The sequence below is a fragment of the Pollutimonas rozaliensis genome, assembly GCF_048751585.1.
GTDB lineage: Bacteria > Pseudomonadota > Gammaproteobacteria > Burkholderiales > Burkholderiaceae_B.
In genome coordinates, this window is the sequence record NZ_JAZHOB010000009.1 from 1 (window position 1) to 17,869 (window position 17,869).

Sequence of the window (17,869 nt, forward strand, 5' to 3'; positions counted from 1 at the left end):
TGATCTCGTCTTGCATCTTCATACTCATGGTGATTTCCTAAATTATCACCTGAGCAGGATTTCAGTGGGTCATTACAAAGGGGCGCTCCATCAAAAGATCACACACTTGGCCCCCACGCATCTCGCCTTCCTGGGCAAAGCCGCTTACGCCGCCATTTCGGATCAACGAGACATCGCCTGGGGCTTGCAGCCCACGCGATTCGCGGGTTCTGTCGTGTGGGTCCTGCCGAATCCCAGCGGGCTCAATCGTGCGTTCAGCCTTGATGCCCTGGTTCGGGAATATCGTGAGCTGCGATTGGTCGCGTTCCAAGCGAGTAGCGATCGTCCGCAGCTGCGGTAGCCCTTCAATCGCGTCGCAACAGCACGGCGCTGATGGCCACCACCACGCATACGATGGCCAGGCCGTCTTGCCAGCTCGGCCACTCGCCGATAAAGATGCTGCCCAGCACCCCTACGATGGGCACCGCGGTGACGCTCATGGCGCTGGTCGACGGCGGTAATGCGCGCGCCAGGGAAAACCAGATGACCTGGGCCACGCCGTAATTCAACAGCACCGACCAGAAAAGCACGGCCCAGGTGGTCGCACTGAAAGGCCAGGACGGCATCGGTTCAACGGCGCTGGCCACCAGGCCTAAGCCCAGCGACGCCACCATCAGCATCCAGATCACCAGGGTTTCGGGCGCCAGCGTCAGCTTCGCGCGTTGCATCCAGACCGTGCCCAGGGCCCAACAAAAAGCGGCGGCCTGCATCCAGGCAATGCCCACCGGGCTACCCGCCAGGGCATGAAGCTCGTTCCAGAGCAGCAGTGCGATCGCAATCAGTACGGCGGTGACAGCCAGCGCCAGCCGCGCGGTGAAACGTTCGCCATAAAACAGCACCGTCAGCAAGACCGTGAAAACCGGCATGGTGAAGCCCAGGATGGCGGCGCGGCCGGCCGGTAGATGTGCAACACCGATAATGGACAGACCATGCCAGCCCATCATATTGGGCAAGGCCAGCACGAGAATGCTGCGCCACTGCTTCACGCCGCGCGGCAATACGGGGATCCCCTGCGACCTGTAGTAAGCCAGCAGCACCAGGGCACCACCGGCCATGGTGACGGCGCGAAACCATAATGGGCTCCATTCGCGCAGCCCCAGCTTCATCACGGGCCAGTTCACACCCCACATCAGCGTGAGCAAGACGAGGCCTAGCAGTTGTCGGGCATTCAAAGCGGATACCGGAATAAGAAAGGGAAATAAGAATGGGTTAGCCGAATCTTAGCACCGGTACGGGTGGCTTTTATAGATGGATGCAATGCGCTAGTTGGGGGTAAAAATATTCAATCCCTCCATTTTATTTACCATCCCCTTTGCACCCAGCCAATCGATCGTCTCGGAGCCTTCCAGACAATCATCATGCAATAGGGAAATAAACCTCCTGCCTGACTGAAGCTCTTCCCCAATAATGGTTGCTGATGCAACCCCCTGCTTGTTGAAATTGATCCCGTAAGTCAAGACCCTGGACGGGCCGGACGGATGCTCGGTGAAATCAGCCTTTGGTGAAGCATCAATTTCTTCTTGCAACACTCTACAGTCGTTCTTCTGCCATTTACCCTTAACAGGCTGCGTAGAATAGATGCCAAATGAATGCTTTGAAATCCAATTCCCATTAGCCGTAACGAGGCCAAACGTTCCGGTATCGGCCCTCAGCTTTTTTACCATCTCGCATATCGACATTACGACATAGCTGTTTCCGGCGCCTCCGTAATAAGGCAGCCCGCCTGTTACAGTCAGGCCTCTGGGGTCGTCTTCAGCGATGCCCAGCTCTTTGCAGCTAATCTCGACGGCGGACGGAAAACAGCTATATATATCGAAGTGGCGGACGTCATCAATATCGATGTCAGCCATTTTCAATGCGGATTTCGATGCACTGCGAATTGCCGGAGACGAGAAAAGGTTGGGCTTTTCCGTTACGAACCAATGATCATTGGCATCGGCGTAGCCATGCAAAAACACCCATTTTTCCCTGGGAATGCCTTGCTTTTCAGCGTTTTCCACCGAGGTCACAATGAACGCCCCCGCCTGATCGATAAACGCATTCGAGACCATCAGCCTGGAATACGGGAAGCTGATCCATCTATTTTCCTCATCAATCGTCGCAAGCCGCTCGGCCGTATAAAAATGCGGGCGAACCGCATTTTCGTTGTCGGCCGCAACCTTGGAAAAGCGCGACATGATTTTTGCCATGGACCCGATATGCGAATCTATGGAGCTGCCCCTTGATCTCCTGATAGCGTTTTCGAACAGCGGATATATGGATATGGCGGACTTCAATCCATGATCAAACTCGTGGTTGGTCCACGCCATTCGAGAATCGCCCAACAGTTCGGGGGCTCCCTGCGGGTCTTCATTCCAATTTACATCCACAGATTCTCTTTGCGCGAACAGCTGAGTCTTTAAGACTTCTCCTCCGGTAATCAAGACAGTATCAATTTCCCGGCTTGCAATCTTTTCAGCCGCCCAATTGGCGGCATACTGCGGCATGTTCCCGCTATGCCAAGTGTAAATGTTTCGCTGCGGCGAAATATTGAGCCGGTTCGCAACACTTTGGGGCGGATTCTTTGAGCTTCCGAATTGATGAGCAAACCTGGGAGACGTATCCGCATGGGAGCGGATCACTACCAGGGTATCGATACAATTTCTGAAATCCGCGGATTGGGTATCAAGCAACGCCAACTCCGCAGCCTGCGCCAGCAAGTCATATCTTGACCGTTTTATATCCGGCAAAGGGCTCTTATCCGTAATGCAACCAATGCCCACTACAATTGGAGTTCGGGGATCCATGCCTTGCCCCTTAGTTTGGCTGGATGTTGGCCTGCTTGATCACTTGCCCCCACCGAGGTATTTCACTTTCGACAAACTTGGCGCTTCCGACCGGGTCGAGTTCGATGACGCGCCCCCCGATGCTGCTCACCTTTTTAGTGACTTCCTCTGATTCCAAGCTTGCCGCAATCGCTTTGTGCAGCTTGCTCACCACCGCGGCATCAAGGCCTTTGGGCCCAGCAATCCCGAACCATGCCTCGGTAATAGGCAGATCGAATCCAAGCTCTGCAAGCGTCGGCACGTCTGGCAAGATGCTAAGTCGCTTCTTTGAAGTCACGGCCAGAACCGCAATTTTCCCTGACGAAATATGTTGAGCTATCGAGGAATAGCTACTGATACCCAGTGCGGTATGGCCTCCGAGAACGTCGGTGACAGCGGGAGCCTCTCCTTTATAAGGGATATGGGAAATTTGTATGCCTGCCTCCTTCGAGAAGCTTTCGGCCATCAAATGGACTGCCGTCCCGAAACCACCGTTTGCCATGCTAAGCCGTTCATTCGGCTGCTTTGCCCGATCAATCAGCTGTTTAATGGATTTGATTCCGGAATTTTCGCTCGCAATAATCATGTAGGGAACGGCGAACAAAATAGATAGATGAGTAAAGTCCTTTTCCGGATCGTATCCAATGTCTTTATAGAGAAACTTGTTTGCAGCCATATTGCCATTGGTGGTGATACCCAGCGTATACCCGTCAGGCGCCGAACCGCTTAACAGCTTTGCGCCATGACTGCCTCCCACACCAGGCTTGTTTTCTACGATGACCGGTTGCTTCAGGTTCTCTGACATTTCTTTCGCTACAACCCTGCTGACCACATCGGTAATTCCGCCTGCGGCAAAAGGAACGATTACTTTTATCGCCCTATCCGGATATTCAGCGGAAAATGCCAGTGTGTGAGCAAAAACCAATACAGCGGATAAAGCAAGTTTTAAATTCAGCGCCATCTTCGTCTCCATTTTGTTTCTTTAAAAAACAACTTTTTTGTCTCTCAGGCGCTCGATGTCATCTGCGCCCATACCGAGTACTTCCATTAAAATTTCACCGCTATGCTCCCCTAGCCTGGGCGGAGGCGTGTGCTCTTTTCTTAATGAATTCTGCATTTCAAATGGTGTCTCAAGAATGGGAAACCTATCCCCTTCTTTGTTATGTATGTATTTGACGATGTTCTGGCTTTCCATTTCCTCTGAGCTAAACGCCTCTTCTACGGTGTTGTAGACCCCGAGTGGTATTCCATACTTGATCGCCAGCTTCTTGAGATCCTCCTTCGTCATTTTCTTCAAGGTTTGCTTTATCAGCAGATCCAGCTTGTTTGCATTCGCAACTCGCGCTTCGTACGTTTTGAATTCGTCCCGTTCCGCGATCGATTCATCTAAAAGCACCTTGTCGCAAAAACTTCTAAACGACTTTTCTGTTGTGCATGTCAGGTATATTCGGCCATCCGCACACTCATACAGCCCGGCGGGGCTGGCGTTTTTTGATGAGTTCCCCGCCCGCTCTTCATTTTTATTTGTTATCAGGTAATTGGTCCCGATATTTCCTATAACGGTTACCGCACCCGCCCATAAGCTCGTTTCAACATATTGCCCCCGGCCGGTTCTTTCTCTGGCCAGAAGGGCCGCCAGTATGGCGCTCGTAGCGTTGATGGCGGTGGTTATATCCACGACAGTGGGGCCGACTCTCACAGGTTCATATTCCTTGAACCCATTTAGCGATATCAACCCGCTTTCTGCTTGCATAACAGTATCGAATCCTATGCGCTCTGAAACACTGCTATTTCTATAAAAAGCGGATATGGCGCAATAGATTATTCGTGGATTTATTTTGGAGACTTCCTCGTAAGAAAATCCCAGTTTCGCCATGACTTTGCTGGAAAAATTTTCGACTATGACGTCGGCATCTTTTATCAAACCCGTCAGGATTTCCTTCCCTTCGGGCGTTTTTAGATCCATGCATAAGCTCTTTTTATTCCTGTTCGCCCATATGTACATGGCACCGAAACCATTTTCATTAGGAATGGTGAGCTTTCTGGAATTGTCTCCACCGTCTGGGGTTTCAATTTTTATTACTTCAGCGCCAAGATCGGCAAGAGTCTGCGTCGCATACGGACCTGCGATTAATCTGGACAGATCCAGAACTCTAAGCCCTTCCAGAGCCGTATCTTTTGTTGGGTTTGGCAATCTCGCGCTCCTTTAAAACGTAGGCTATTCAGCCCATATCCGCTGCCATGCTGCGGCTAAACAATGTATTTAGTTTTACGCAAAGATCATGCCAACTTATCAAGCATGGGCTTGAGGTGCAGGCTATTGGGCGTGACTGCCGCCTGCAGACAACGACTCGCCGGTCTTGTCTCCCACAAGCAAAAGGCCGTCCCAATCGGACGGCCCTATGCATTTATTGACGACAGCGTGTTCAAGGCAACGACACACTGTTTTCTTTGACTTTCTTGGCCGTGCGTCGTCCGGCAGCCCCGGATTTAGGCCAAGTGACGTCTTTTCTTAAGGGCATTTCACAGCACACAAAGCCGCATGCCGCTCGATCAATTGATGCTGACCACCGTCACATACAAGCACGCAACTTCCAAGCCCATCACCCTCGCCTGCTCCCTGGGTGACAATGGAGTAGGGCGTGCAGCGCGGCGGATCATTCTTCAGAATAGAAGCTCTGAGGATATGGCACGCCGCCTAACACAGTACTGGCCTGCATTGCCCAGCGTACAACCTGCTGCCCCAAAAATGGAAAATCCTGCGACTTTAGCTCGTTTTCGTCACCAGTCACTGCGATGGATCCGCACACCAGCCCATCGCCCCCCCAAACCGGAGCAGCAACCGAGTTCACTCCCTTGCGGAAGCCGCTTTCAGAAGTGGCGTATCTCCGTTCCCGAATGATCGAAATGGATTGCGCTAGGCTTTGCAGATCGATGCCCGAAAATTCGAACCTTCCACGCTTCGCAGGCTTGCGCAGCGTTTCGCACTGTTCCCGTGAGAAAAACGAAACGATCGCGAGTCCGGCAGCAGTCAATCCGATGGGAATGCTGGATCCTAGCACCGAAGAATACGTCAAACCACGCGGCCCTTCGACCTTGTCGAAGTAAGTAGCGAATGGTGCATTATTACGTAGGAAATATGCCGTGAAGCCGCTGGACTGCGCAGCTTCACGAAGGATGGGGTGCACGCTTCTGTAATAGACGTCTTCCCACAGAACTTGTGAGCCGATTTCCCAGGCCATCAGGGTCGCACGGTACTTGCGAGACCCTGCATCTTGGCGGACATAGCCGGATTCCACTAGCGTTTTTAACAGCCGCTGTACGCCACTGAGGTTGAGTTCAGTCGCCTTGGCCAACTCTGTGATGCCTACGGCCTCGCGCGTGCAGCAGAGAAACTCAAGCAGTTTCAGGCCCTTGGCCAATGTTGCGCTCATCAATACTCCGATCAAAAGTGCCCATGCCGAAAGGGATGTAGCGTTCATTATTCATTTTACACTCCATCATAATCGGTATATGATCTCATTTAATAATATTAATTATCGATATTCAATAATATGACTGGCTTTTATGATGAAGATTTGAGCGGTGCATGGGAAATGCCGGAGCACTTCCGAATGCTGCGAGACACCGTCCGGCGTTTCATGGATGACGAGGTGCGTCCTGTAGAAGAGCGCCAAGCCCACGACTGCTATGCCCTGCCGCACAACGACCTAGAGGCGTTACGAACCAAGGCGCAGGCGGCGGGGCTATGGTGCTTCGCCTCGCCCGAGCAGTACGGAGGAGGCGGCCTGGGTCTGCTTGGCCAGGTCGTCGTAGCGGAAGAGGCAGCCAAATGCCGAATGGGTGCCTACGTGCCCGCCTGTGGAGCTTTTGGCATCGACCCTCCGTCGGTAATCTGGTTGGGAAATGAAAAGCAGCGCCAAAAGTATGGAGTGGGCGGCATTCAAGGCGGAAAAAAGAACTTTGTCGCAATCTCAGAATCTGGCGGAGGATCGGACCCTGCACGAACAATACGCACCCGCGCCGTCAAGTCTGGCGACAAGTATGTGATCAATGGCACCAAGATGTGGATCACAGGAGCGGAAAACGCCGACTGGGGCATTGTTTTCGCGCTCACCGGAGCAAAGGGCGCGAACGGCGGGATCAGTGCGTTCATCGTAGACCGTGACACTCCGGGAATTACCTGCCGTGAAATCGGCGTAATCCGCTCCTATTCACCCTACGAAGTCTTCTTTGACAATGTCGAAGTTCCCAAGGAAAACCTCCTCGGCGATGAAGGCAAAGGATTCGATATCTGTCAAAAATGGCTGGTCCATGCAAGAGTCCCCTACGCTGCGGGAGTGATCGGCATAGCGCAAGCAGCGCTCGGAATCGCGACGGACTGGGCGCGTAACCGTAACGTGCACAAATCCCTGCTCGCCGATAAACAGGCGGTGCAATGGATGATCGCCGACAGTGAAATGGAACTGCGCGCCGCCAGGCTTTTGACCTGGCAAGCGGCATGGAACGGCGATCTCGGGCGTGACATCAAGACCGACGCTTCCATTGCCAAGGTCGTGGCGACCGAGACAGCGGGTCGAGTCATAGACCGGTGCGTTCAGATTCTAGGCGGGATGGGGCTTGCCCGCGAATTGCCGCTCGAGCGTTGGTATCGCGAGCTTCGAATCAAGAGAATCGGCGAGGGGCCATCCGAGGTGCACCGCATGGTTCTAGCACGCGAAATCTTGAAAGGCTAAACACCTATGTCCATTGATTTCCACCTCCAGGATGGCGTGGCGCTGATCACGATAAACCGGCCGGAGCGGGCAAATGCCCTCGACGCCGAGCATTATGCCGCTTTGTCGTCGGCATGGTCGCGAGTACGCGATGATGACGAGGTCCGTGCAGCCATAGTCACCGGCGCCGGCGATCGCGTATTTAGCGCAGGGGCCGATCTGAAATCCTGGATCGGCCGCGAACGCAAGCTGTCAGACCATTGGTTGACTCAGAAAGACCCACTTTTGAATCGGGGGCTCGAAATCTGGAAACCAGTCATATCGGCGATCAACGGCGCATGCATAGGCGGCGGAATGACCTTGATGCTCGCCACCGACCTTCGAATCGCCGTAAAGGGCACCCGTTTCGGCTTATCGGAAACCAAGCGCGGCATCATCGCGGCGAATGGTGGAACGCAACGGATCATGCGGCAGCTTCCCTATGCCATCGCGATGGAGATGCTGCTGCTCGCCGACGACATCAGTGCCGATGATGCGCTTCGATGGGGGTTGATCAACCGTGTCGTAGAACGAGAGCAACTGATTCCAACAGCAATGGATTTTGCCGCCCGCCTCAGCCGGAATGCGCCGCTCGCCGTGCGCGCAGCCAAGGAATTGGCGTTGAGGTCTTTTGATCTTCCATTGGCAGAAGGACTGCGGATGGAACAGTACGTCAATTTAGTCCTGCAGCAAACAGACGATGTCCGAGAAGCTAAAGAGGCATTTGCGGAGCAGCGCCAGCCGAATTTCAAGGAACGCTAGGTGTTCTTGCTGCCCATGACATCGTCTGCAAAATATTGAAAATTAAAGGATTTACTCATGCAAGGGAAAGTTGTCATCGCGGGGGTAGGAAACACGCCTTATGGAAAGCATCCGGGACGAGACAAGGTAGATTTGATCGTCGATGCGGCACGCGAAGCCCTTGAAGACGCCGGCGTCGAAAAGCCGGAGGTCGATGGCGTTTTCGTCAAGATGGCCAATGCCGCTCCCAGCGTGCTCTATGGCCAGAAAGTATCAGAGGCCCTCGGCCTTCAGCCCACCATCGGCTGTGCCCTTGATCAAGGAGGAGCGGCAAATGTGAGCCTCATCAGTTATGCGGCCTTAGCAATCGATGCCGGCATGATCAACACCGCATTGATCTGCTATGGGGATACGGCCCGCACGGGCAGCCACGCCGTGTACCACCGACCTCGCGGCGAGGATGCGGTATGTGGCTGGTACTCGACTGCCGCAGGCTACGCAATGATTCACCAAGCGTACCGTCAACGCTATGGAGCGAAAGACGAGTATTTTGGCGCAGTAGCCGTTGCAGCACGCGCACACGGGGCATTGAATCCCAAAGCGCACTTGCGTAGTCGTCTAACCATGGAAGCCTATCTATCCTCCCCATTCATCGTCGAACCGATGCGGCGTGATGATATTTGCCTGATTTCCGACGGTGGCGCAGCCATTCTACTTATGAGTACAAAGGCAGCGCGCGCCCGACGCAAGGTTAGATCGGTGCCGATACTTGGTATTGGTCAGGCGCAGGAAAGTTGGGAAGTGCAACTACGCCCGGATCTGTTGCACACTCGAGCCGAAGCCAGCGCCGACATGGCTTTTAGCCGCGCCGGAATCCAACGTAGCCAGATCGATTTTGCCCAGCTATACGATTGCTTCACGGTTACTGTCCTCCAAACGCTTGAGGATTATGGGTTTGCGCCTCGAGGACAGGCTGGCCGAAAAGCGTTGGAGGAAGGGCTGGGCATTGACGGTTGGCTACCGTTCAACACCTCTGGCGGCCTGCTTTCCGAAAGTGGCACGCCCGGCCTTCAATTAATCATAGAAGCCGTTCGCCAATTACGCGGCGAAGCCAATATCCAAGTCAAATCGCCGCGCTATGGCCTCGTTTCGAACCAAGGCGGGTCGATGCACACTCACTCCACTTTGATTCTAGGAGCAGCGGGATGAGCATTCCAGAGATTGCGGAGAATACGGTGAGTGCTCCCTACTGGCAAGCATTGCGCGAGGGTCGGCTGGATTTTCAGCATTGCGGAAATTGCGGAAATTCCTGGCTGCCGCCGCGCAACCATTGCCCAAGCTGCCTCGCTTCCGACGTGAGTTGGCTAACCGCGACAGGTAAGGGACGACTGCAGTCCTGGGTGGTATATCACAAGGCCTACGCGCCGCAGCTGAACGACCGTATTCCCTACAACGTCGCCATTGTCGAACTGGTCGAAGGCCCACGCTTGCTAACCAATATTATCGGCTGCCCCGATGGGAAAGGGCTTTCACCCAATGCGAAGGTACAGCTATGTATCGAGGAAGATTTCGGGCGTTGCCTTCCTCGGTTCCGGTTGAAGAATGCAAAAGCCCGAAGTGCGCCGCGCTGAACGTTTTTGCACAGCGGCACCAAAACTACTTAATTTTAAAAGAGAGGAGAAATTTAGATGAAACGCTTTTTCTGTTTATTGAGCACTGCGCTGATGATTTCTACGGCGACCGCCAAGTATCCCGACAAGCCGATACGTATCGTGGTTCCATTTGCCGCGGGCAGCGTGACCGATGTCGTCACAAGGGAACTTGCGCGAGCGATGCATCAGGAACTGAACCAGGACATCGTGGTGGAGAACAGGGCGGGGGCCAATGGGATAGTCGGAACGCAGGCGGTCATCAGGTCGGCCGCCGATGGCTACACACTACTCGTCGTGGGGGTCTCAATTGCCGCCAGCAATCTAAGCCTGATTAAAAACCTTTCGTACGATCCGCGAAAGGATCTGACCCCTATCGGATTCATTGCGGAAACGCCGTACATATTGGTAGCGGACAAGGGCTTTCCCGCCTCCAATCTGAAAGAGCTATATGCCTTGGCGAAAAAAGAGCCTAAGTCCGTCTCGTACGCCTATGCCTCGGGAAGCACTCAGGTTGCTGGAGCGAAACTGGCCAAAGACGGCAGCGTAACGTTTCTTGACGTCCCTTATCAGAGCTCGCCGCAAATTCTTACCGACATAATGGGGCACACCGTAGACGTGGCACTAACCGATTTTGCGCGAGGCTTGCCGCTGGTGCGATCGGGTAAGCTCAAGGCTTTTGGAGTAACCACCAAAGATCGCTTTGTGCTCGCACCCGATATACCCACTCTCAGCGAATCCGGCGCTCCTGGATACGAAATAACAGGCTGGTTCGGTTTGATGGGCCCCGCCGGAATGCCCGCTAACGTGACGGCTGAAATATCCGCAGCGTTGAAAAAGGCGCTTAAGGATAACGAGCTCGTTAAGAAGTTCGCCGCTCAGGGGTTGACGCCTAAGTTCAGCACCTCGGGGGAATTTAAGGAGATCATCAATAAAGAAATCAAATCATGGGGAACCATGATAAAAGACGCTGGCATTGAGCCGGTGTAAATACCACCACGCCGTCGATGAGACGGCTGTGGCCTCATCAGGCTCAGGATTGAACATCGGCATGCCAATCGCCGGAAGCATGCTCACATTCCTCAAGCGGCGCGTCATGCCCGGTCACGGGCATGGTGATTTCAGGAGACGATCATAGAACGCATAGGTTTCATCGGACTGGGCAACATGGGATTTCACATGGCCACACGGTTGCTACAAGCCGGATATTCCTTGGCTGCCCACGATGCGAATCCGGCATTGTCGGCACGGATTACGCAGCACGGAGCAACGTGGGCAAACTCCGCGCAAGAGGTCGCTTCGGCTGCGGAGATCGTCTTCCTGTGTTTGCCGACACCCAATATCGTGGAAGAGGTACTGATCGGCGAGGCCGGTGTAAGCCAAGGCTCCACAGTAAAAATAGTCGTCGACACCTCCACGACGGGGCCTGAGACCACATTTCGCTTGGCTGACTCTTTACGCCGCAACCATATCGACCTTATCGACGCCCCAATAAGCGGCGGCACGGCGGGCGCCGAAAATGGCAGCTTGGCCGTCATGGCCTCTGGAAATCCCGCAAGTTATGAGGCCATAGTGCCTGTACTACGGTGTATAAGCAGCAAGATCTTCTATCTTGGCAGCAAGGCCGGCCAAGGCCAGATCATGAAGATCATCAACAATATGCTGTGCGCCACCGCCACACTTTCCGCGTTCGAGGGCCTGGTCCTTGGCAGCAAGGCCGGCCTCGACAGCCAAACCATGCTGGATGTACTCAACGCGTCGAGCGGACGGAGCTTTGCCACCGAAGTAAAAATACCTCGATGCGTGCTGAACAGAGAGTTTCCGCTGCAGTTTCCGGTCAAACTGCTTCTTAAAGACATAAAACTTTGCCTGGACGAAAGCGTTCGCGCTAGCGTACCGATGTGGGTAAACGAAACCACCAGGCAGATGCTGTCATTCTCCGTTTCCCAGGGCAACGGTTCGAACGACTATGGAACGCTGATCAAGCACTACGAGACATGGGCGGGAACCCAATTCGGGAACCCAAGCTGATCGCGACGCATAACTTGGGAATGCCGAAAATCGATTTAATTTGAAAACTTCATTGTTTGGAATAGATTCATGACCCATTCTATTGGAACTCAACTTGCCCAGTTTTCCTCGCAGTTCAAGTACGAGGATTTTCCTGAGGACGCCATCCAGTTTGCCAAGATTCTCATCATGAAGACGGTCGCAGGCATGGTTGCCGGGGCACGATTTCCCGCAGCGGAAAAAATCACCTCCGTCATAAAAACCAGGAATTCGTCCCCCGAAGTGGGAGTCATCGGCCATGGATTCAAGGCCTCCGCCTGGGAATCCGTACTGGCGCTAGGCGTGTTCGCCCATGCAAGCGAATTGGAAGATGATCGATTTACAGCTCAAGGCGGTGGTTCATGGGACATCGGCGTGCTACCGGTGACCATTGCCCTTGCCCAACGGGAAAAATTGTCGGGCAAGGCATTCCTCGAAGCCTCGATCGTAGGCCTGGAAGTCCACTGCCGAACCTGCAATTTTCCAACATCGCAGCTCGGCCTTCAGATGGTGCCGGGCGCCATCGGGCCCGCCGCCGGAGCGGCCCGGGCCCTGGGCCTGGATGCCGTTGAAACCGCGAACGCGCTTGGAATGGCCATGTCGGGCCCACCGATCATTTCACTCAATTTTGGCACGGACGCACATTACTTCGAATCCGCCATGCAAAACATGCACGCCGTGGTTGCGGTGGACGCAGCCCGCTTTGGAATGACCGCCAATCCGGAGATCGGGCGCTTTATGAGCCGCCTGTTCGGCAGGGACAGAATCGACCAGGATACGATAGTCGACGGCTTGGGAAGCAAATGGTACTTCGAGGAAATCTGGGTGAAAAAGTATCCGTGCTGCTTCGGCACCCATCGCCAGGTTGACTCATTGATCGAGTTGATGTCCGAGCACCACCTTGCTTGTGAGCAAATAGAGTCAGTGGTGGTGGATATCAGCCGCGTAGACCGCGTGCTCGATCGGCCACAGCCACGGGACCTGGGCGATCTGCAGTTCAGTCTTCAGTATGCGCTGTCCGCCGCAATGGTTGATCGCGATGTAACCCTGGAACACTTCAGTGAAACGAAAGTCCATGACGAAAAATACCTATCGCAAATGTCAAAGGTAAAAATCAGTGTGCATGACGATTGGCCGACCGGAACAATGGAATCTCCATCGGTCATAACACTGTCCACGACGGATGGGCGCCAATTCAAAAAGGAGCGCAGATACGCCATAGGTTCGCCCTCCGACCCCCTTTCCATGGAGCAATGCAAACAGCTATTTCGTAAGTTCACGCAAGGGATTCTGCCTCGAGACGTAACGGAAAACGTGCTGGACTCGATTTTGAACCTGGAGAAACTGGACAGTATCGAAGAACTCATGCGTCCGCTGACCTTCCCGGGCAACGCTGGCAAACACGACTGAAAATATTGCCGTTTCTGTGCCTGCCTCTTTAATATACGAAGGATCGTTTATGGAAAACATACTGGGGATGACAGGGATCAAGGTGATCGATTTATCCCGAGTCATCGCTGGCCCGTGGTGCGGAGCGCTGCTGGGAGACCTGGGTGCGGAAGTCATCAAGGTTGAAGGTGTAACGTCCGGCGACGAGTCGCGTTCCTGGCCGCCGCATAAAGACGGCGAAGCGGCAGCTTACCTGCATTTCAATCGCAATAAGCGAAGTGTTTGTCTGGACCTGAAGACGCAGGAGGGCATCGAAGTACTGAAGACACTTATTCGCGAAGCGGACGTTCTCATTGAAAACTTTCGCACCGGCACCATGGAGTCTTTTGGCTTGGGCTATGAAACCCTGTCGGAAATCAATCCCCGTCTCGTTTACGCGTCCGTATCCGCATTCGGCCGCTCGGGGCCGTTGAAGGATCGCGCGGGTTATGAAGCGCTGATGCAGGCATATACCGGGATCATGTCCATAACGGGCGAGCCAGGCGGCCAGCCTGTGCGATCCGGAGTGTCTCTATTAGACCTGTCCACAGGAATACTTTGCGCACTCGGGATATCCACTGCCTTGTTGAACCGGGCACGCACTGGGCTGGGGCAGCGTGTGGAGGCGTCATTGTTTGAAACGGCAGTAAGCATGCTCGCCTTTCATGCTGCCGGCTACTTGATGGCGGGAGACATTCCCAAGCCCCTCGGGTCCAGCCATCCATCCCTGTGCCCCTACCGGACCTTCGAATGCGAACGCGGCGAATACATCTTCATTGCGGCAGGCAATGACCGCTTCTGGTCCAAATTAGCCAAAGCGCTTGGGTTGGACGGACTGGCGACCGATCCAAAGTACGAGAAAAACAAAGACCGTGTTTCCAATCGCACAGAACTCGAAAATATACTCTCAGAAAAAATAAGCACTTTCAACCGCGACACCTTGCTGGTCCTGCTCGACAACGCTGATGTGCCTGCAACACCCGTGAATTCAGTGCCAGAAGCCCTAAGTACGCCCCAAGCTCGAGAATGCGGAATTATTCAACAGGCCGACCACAAGAAGCTCGGCGAAATCCCTTGCATCGGCACACCGTTAAAGTTTTCAGGGCAGGCGCCTCGTATCCGCCAGGCGGCACCTTTGTATGGCGAGCACACGTACGAGGTGCTTGCCGAGCATGGCTATACGAAAACTGAAATCGATCAGCTAGTCAAGAAGCAAGTTGCGGGCTAAGCGGAGGCGCGCCGCCGGCCAAACGCGGCCGGGCCATTCCTGAAGCGGCCTAGCCCAGCCTGTCAAGAGCCGGCCAAAGCCCCTCCCTAAAGCCCCAGCTCAGCCAGCTTCTTATATAAATGGGAGCGCGAAATGCCAAGGTATTCCGCGGTTTTCTTCTTGTTCCCCTCGAAGCGCTGCAGCGCATCCCGAATCATATCCAGCTCTACACGGGATTTTGCCTGGCGGACGTCCGGCAGTTCCGACTGGGCCGCATACTGGAACCCTTCCGCGAATTCTTCCGACTCCGGCCCCGAACTGATCTCCAGCGGCACTTCGCAATCACCACAAGAGATTTCATCGTGCTCTGAAAAGATGGCGGCGCGCTCTATGGTGTGCTGCAGTTGGCGCACATTGCCGGGCCATGGCAGGGACTTCAAATAGGCCATGACGCCGGGGCCGAAGTGCTTGCCCCGTACGTTATGCCGATGCATGAACCGGTCCAGAAACGTCTTTGCCAATAGCGGGACGTCTTCCAGCCGTTCACGCAGGGGCGGGACACGGATCGTGACGGCGCTGATCCGGTAAAAGAGGTCCAGCCGGAAGTCGTTGGCGGCCAGCATGCGCTGGAAGTCGCGATTGCTGGCGGAGATCAGCCGGAAATCCGAACGGCGTTGGGTGCTGCTGCCGACCCGCTGGAAGGTGCCGTCCTGAAGCGTCCGCAGAACCTTGACCTGTATGTCCAGCGGCATGTCGCCGATCTCGTCCAGAAACAGGGTAGTCTGGTCGGACTCTTCGAATTTTCCGGTGCGGCCGCGCTTTTCGGCGCCGGTGAAGGCGCCTCCCTCGTAGCCGAACAGTTCCGCTTCGACTAGGTTTGCCGGTATGGCCGCGGCGTTGACCAGCACCATGTTCTTGTGCCCGCGCGGGCTTAGCTGGTGGATGGCGTGCGCCACAAGATCCTTGCCCACGCCGCTTTCGCCCACCAGCAGCACCGAAACATCCAGCGGAGCAATCTTCTTGATGCTTTCCTTCAGCTTCTGTATGGCTTCGCTCTCGCCGACTATGGCCTCCATGCCCTGCGCGGTACCGCGCAGGCGGGGCAATTCCCGTTCGTAGAAGCTGATTTCCTGGCGCAGCCGTTTGATTTCCTCGCCCAGCGCCTCGACCGCGGCCGGGCTCTTGAACATGACCTGGCCGATGGCGCCGACGATGCGGCCTTCAGGATTCAGGATGGGCGTGCGGCTGACTACCCGGCTGGTGCCCCGCATTTTGTGAACCTGGCCCACTTCCGTCTTGCCGCTATGCAGCACAGCGGCGAGACGGCTGTTCTCGATAATGGTGTTTACCTCGGCCCCCGACGCCTGGCCCCGGTCAACGCCAAAGAACTTTTCGTGTACCGGGCTCATGTAGCGGATGCGGGCCTGGTCATCGACCACGGTAATGGCTTCATAAGGGTCGGTTACAAAGTGGCGCAGGATGTCGGCCGAAAAATCCACGCTGCTGACGAACTCGTACAGGGGATCGCCGCCGTCATGACGGTACAGGACGAAACAACCCGTACCGCTGGCCGAGAAGGAGACCACCGTCATGGGTTCGCTGGTTCCGTCTAGCGTAAACATGGCGGAAACGGGCCGCCGGTCCCGGTTCTGCCATATGGCGCCAAGCTTTTCCTGGATATGGATATCGGCGCCCGTGCCCGACGCAAAGACGGGTTCGCCGTCCGGGCCCAGCACCAGCACCCCGCCACGTGTGTTCTGAGTTTGTCTGCCGCTCTTCATATACATGTCTTCGCTCAAAACATGGTGGACAATTTTTGGACACTTTACCACCCCTGCCCCGGATGGCAATAGGGGATGCACTAGTTGGCATGAATCGTGCTTAAGGAGACAGTAAGAACAGAGACAAGGTAACAACTATGCAGAAAGAATCAGGCGGCCTACCGTTCATTGAACTACCCAAGGTCGACGGGCAAGAGGGGATTTCCCTGCTAAAGGGCATGCAAGTCATCGACTTGAGCACATCTATCGCCGGTCCGTACGGCACGCAATTGCTTGCCGACCTGGGGGCCACGGTGATCAAGGTCGAAAAGCCGGGGGTGGGCGACGATGCCCGCCACTGGGGGCCCCCATTCATCCATGGCGAATCGCCTTGGTATCTCAGCGTCAACCGCAACAAGCACAGTCTGATGTTGGATCTAACGCACCAGAAAGGTCTTGAGCTGCTGGAAAGACTGTTATCGCAAGCTGATGTGCTCGTGGTCAATATGACGGCGCGCGTGCAGAAGAAGCTGGGAATCGACTACGCGCGGCTGGGCCCCAAGTTCCCCCGCCTGATCCATGCTTCGCTGACAGGCTTTGGGTTGCGCGGAAAGCGCAGCCACCTGCCCTGCTACGACCTTATCGCCGAGGGCTATTCCGGCGTCATGGACCTGACCGGCGAAGCGGAAAACGATCCGCAAAAGGTAGGCACGCCCGCCGCCGATCTGCTTGCGGGGCAGGATGTGGCCATGGCGGTCACCGCCGCATACGCCGCGCGCGAGCGCACCGGGAAAGGGGCTGAAATCGACGTATCCATGCAAGCCAGCATGACGCGCTTCATGGCGCCGCGCCTGCTGTCCTATTTAAGCTCCGACGAATTGCCCGGACGCTCGGGTGGCAAGGACTCCGTCATCGCCATTTACCAGGTATTCGATACCGCGGACAAGCAAATTTCCCTTGGGCTGGGCAACGACGCGATATGGCGCCGCTTCTGGGCGGCCATGGGAAAGCCGGAGGTCGGCGAAAACCCACGCTACGCCTCCAATGCGGATCGCCGCAGCCACCGGGACGAAATCGTCGCCATGATTGCCGATATCCTGCGCTCCAAGCCGCGAGACGAGTGGCTGGGCATACTGGCCGGGAACCGGATACCGGCCGGTCCCATCAACCGCCTGGACGACGTGGCCAGGGATGAGGATTTGCTGGAACAGCAATTTCTGTATCAGGCACAGACGGCCAACGGGCCGGTACCGCAAGTCGGCTTGGGTATTACCATCGACGGTGGGGCCGTGGTGCACCGGAAATCGCCGCCTTCGCTGGGCGAAGATACGGAAAACATCCTGAGCAATATGCTCAAGCTGTCGCCCGACGAGATTCAGCAACTGAGAGATGCCGGCGCGGTATGAGCGCGGCACAGTGATTTGACCAGATACACAGA

16 protein-coding genes are annotated in these 17,869 nt (G+C 55.2%); 10 read left to right on the forward strand and 6 right to left on the reverse strand.

Translation table 11 applies throughout. The annotated features are described in order from the left end of the window. Positions 1-340: uracil-DNA glycosylase family protein (locus tag V0R37_RS16765; protein WP_489685806.1), on the forward strand; the 340-nt coding region annotated here is incomplete at its 5' end. A 4-nt stretch (positions 341-344) separates the two neighbouring features. On the opposite strand, the gene V0R37_RS16770 is transcribed toward V0R37_RS16765, so the two are convergent. The 5 genes from V0R37_RS16770 to V0R37_RS16790 form a co-directional block, all read right to left on the reverse strand. After that, positions 345-1,211: a DMT family transporter gene (locus V0R37_RS16770; protein WP_420375602.1), complete on the reverse strand. Its 867-nt coding sequence runs from the start codon at positions 1,209-1,211 to the stop codon at positions 345-347. 90 nt (positions 1,212-1,301) lie between these two features. Beyond that, positions 1,302-2,825 (reverse strand): acetyl-CoA acetyltransferase, encoded by a 1,524-nt coding sequence (locus V0R37_RS16775; RefSeq protein ID WP_420375603.1) that lies wholly within the window; start codon positions 2,823-2,825, stop codon positions 1,302-1,304. Positions 2,826-2,835: 10 nt separating this feature from the next. Then, on the reverse strand, positions 2,836-3,816 hold the full coding sequence (locus V0R37_RS16780; RefSeq protein WP_420375604.1) for a Bug family tripartite tricarboxylate transporter substrate binding protein: 981 nt from the start codon (positions 3,814-3,816) through the stop codon (positions 2,836-2,838). A gap of 9 nt (positions 3,817-3,825) precedes the next feature. After that, positions 3,826-5,037 (reverse strand): CaiB/BaiF CoA transferase family protein, encoded by a 1,212-nt coding sequence (locus V0R37_RS16785; protein WP_420375605.1) that lies wholly within the window; start codon positions 5,035-5,037, stop codon positions 3,826-3,828. Between the two features lie 463 nt (positions 5,038-5,500). Next, positions 5,501-6,277 (reverse strand): IclR family transcriptional regulator, encoded by a 777-nt coding sequence (locus V0R37_RS16790; protein ID WP_489685807.1) that lies wholly within the window; start codon positions 6,275-6,277, stop codon positions 5,501-5,503. A gap of 120 nt (positions 6,278-6,397) precedes the next feature. Here V0R37_RS16790 and V0R37_RS16795 point away from each other — a divergent pair, with 120 nt between their 5' ends. The 8 genes from V0R37_RS16795 (at position 6,398) to V0R37_RS16830 (ending at position 14,692) form a co-directional block, all read left to right on the forward strand. Continuing rightward, on the forward strand, positions 6,398-7,579 hold the full coding sequence (locus tag V0R37_RS16795) for an acyl-CoA dehydrogenase family protein (protein ID WP_420375607.1): 1,182 nt from the start codon (positions 6,398-6,400) through the stop codon (positions 7,577-7,579). A gap of 6 nt (positions 7,580-7,585) precedes the next feature. Continuing rightward, on the forward strand, positions 7,586-8,359 hold the full coding sequence (locus tag V0R37_RS16800) for an enoyl-CoA hydratase/isomerase family protein (protein WP_420375608.1): 774 nt from the start codon (positions 7,586-7,588) through the stop codon (positions 8,357-8,359). A 57-nt stretch (positions 8,360-8,416) separates the two neighbouring features. Continuing rightward, positions 8,417-9,547, forward strand: a complete 1,131-nt coding sequence (locus V0R37_RS16805; RefSeq protein WP_420375609.1) for a thiolase family protein — start codon at positions 8,417-8,419, stop codon at positions 9,545-9,547. Beyond that, positions 9,544-9,969, forward strand: a complete 426-nt coding sequence (locus V0R37_RS16810; protein ID WP_420375610.1) for a Zn-ribbon domain-containing OB-fold protein — start codon at positions 9,544-9,546, stop codon at positions 9,967-9,969. Before V0R37_RS16805 ends, V0R37_RS16810 begins: the two co-directional genes overlap by 4 nt. A gap of 57 nt (positions 9,970-10,026) precedes the next feature. Beyond that, positions 10,027-10,977, forward strand: a complete 951-nt coding sequence (locus V0R37_RS16815; RefSeq protein ID WP_420375611.1) for a Bug family tripartite tricarboxylate transporter substrate binding protein — start codon at positions 10,027-10,029, stop codon at positions 10,975-10,977. 153 nt (positions 10,978-11,130) lie between these two features. Further along, positions 11,131-12,018: an NAD(P)-dependent oxidoreductase gene (locus V0R37_RS16820; RefSeq protein WP_420375869.1), complete on the forward strand. Its 888-nt coding sequence runs from the start codon at positions 11,131-11,133 to the stop codon at positions 12,016-12,018. Positions 12,019-12,087: 69 nt separating this feature from the next. Beyond that, positions 12,088-13,446, forward strand: a complete 1,359-nt coding sequence (locus V0R37_RS16825) for an MmgE/PrpD family protein (RefSeq protein ID WP_420375612.1) — start codon at positions 12,088-12,090, stop codon at positions 13,444-13,446. A gap of 49 nt (positions 13,447-13,495) precedes the next feature. Further along, entirely contained in the window at positions 13,496-14,692 is a 1,197-nt protein-coding gene (locus V0R37_RS16830) for a CaiB/BaiF CoA transferase family protein (protein WP_420375613.1), read from the forward strand. 86 nt (positions 14,693-14,778) lie between these two features. Here the strand turns inward: V0R37_RS16830 and V0R37_RS16835 are convergent, their stop codons facing one another. Next, on the reverse strand, positions 14,779-16,452 hold the full coding sequence (locus V0R37_RS16835; protein WP_420375614.1) for a sigma-54 interaction domain-containing protein: 1,674 nt from the start codon (positions 16,450-16,452) through the stop codon (positions 14,779-14,781). A 137-nt stretch (positions 16,453-16,589) separates the two neighbouring features. Here V0R37_RS16835 and V0R37_RS16840 point away from each other — a divergent pair, with 137 nt between their 5' ends. Next, on the forward strand, positions 16,590-17,837 hold the full coding sequence (locus tag V0R37_RS16840) for a CaiB/BaiF CoA transferase family protein (protein WP_420375615.1): 1,248 nt from the start codon (positions 16,590-16,592) through the stop codon (positions 17,835-17,837). The last annotated feature ends 32 nt before the right edge of the window (positions 17,838-17,869 follow it).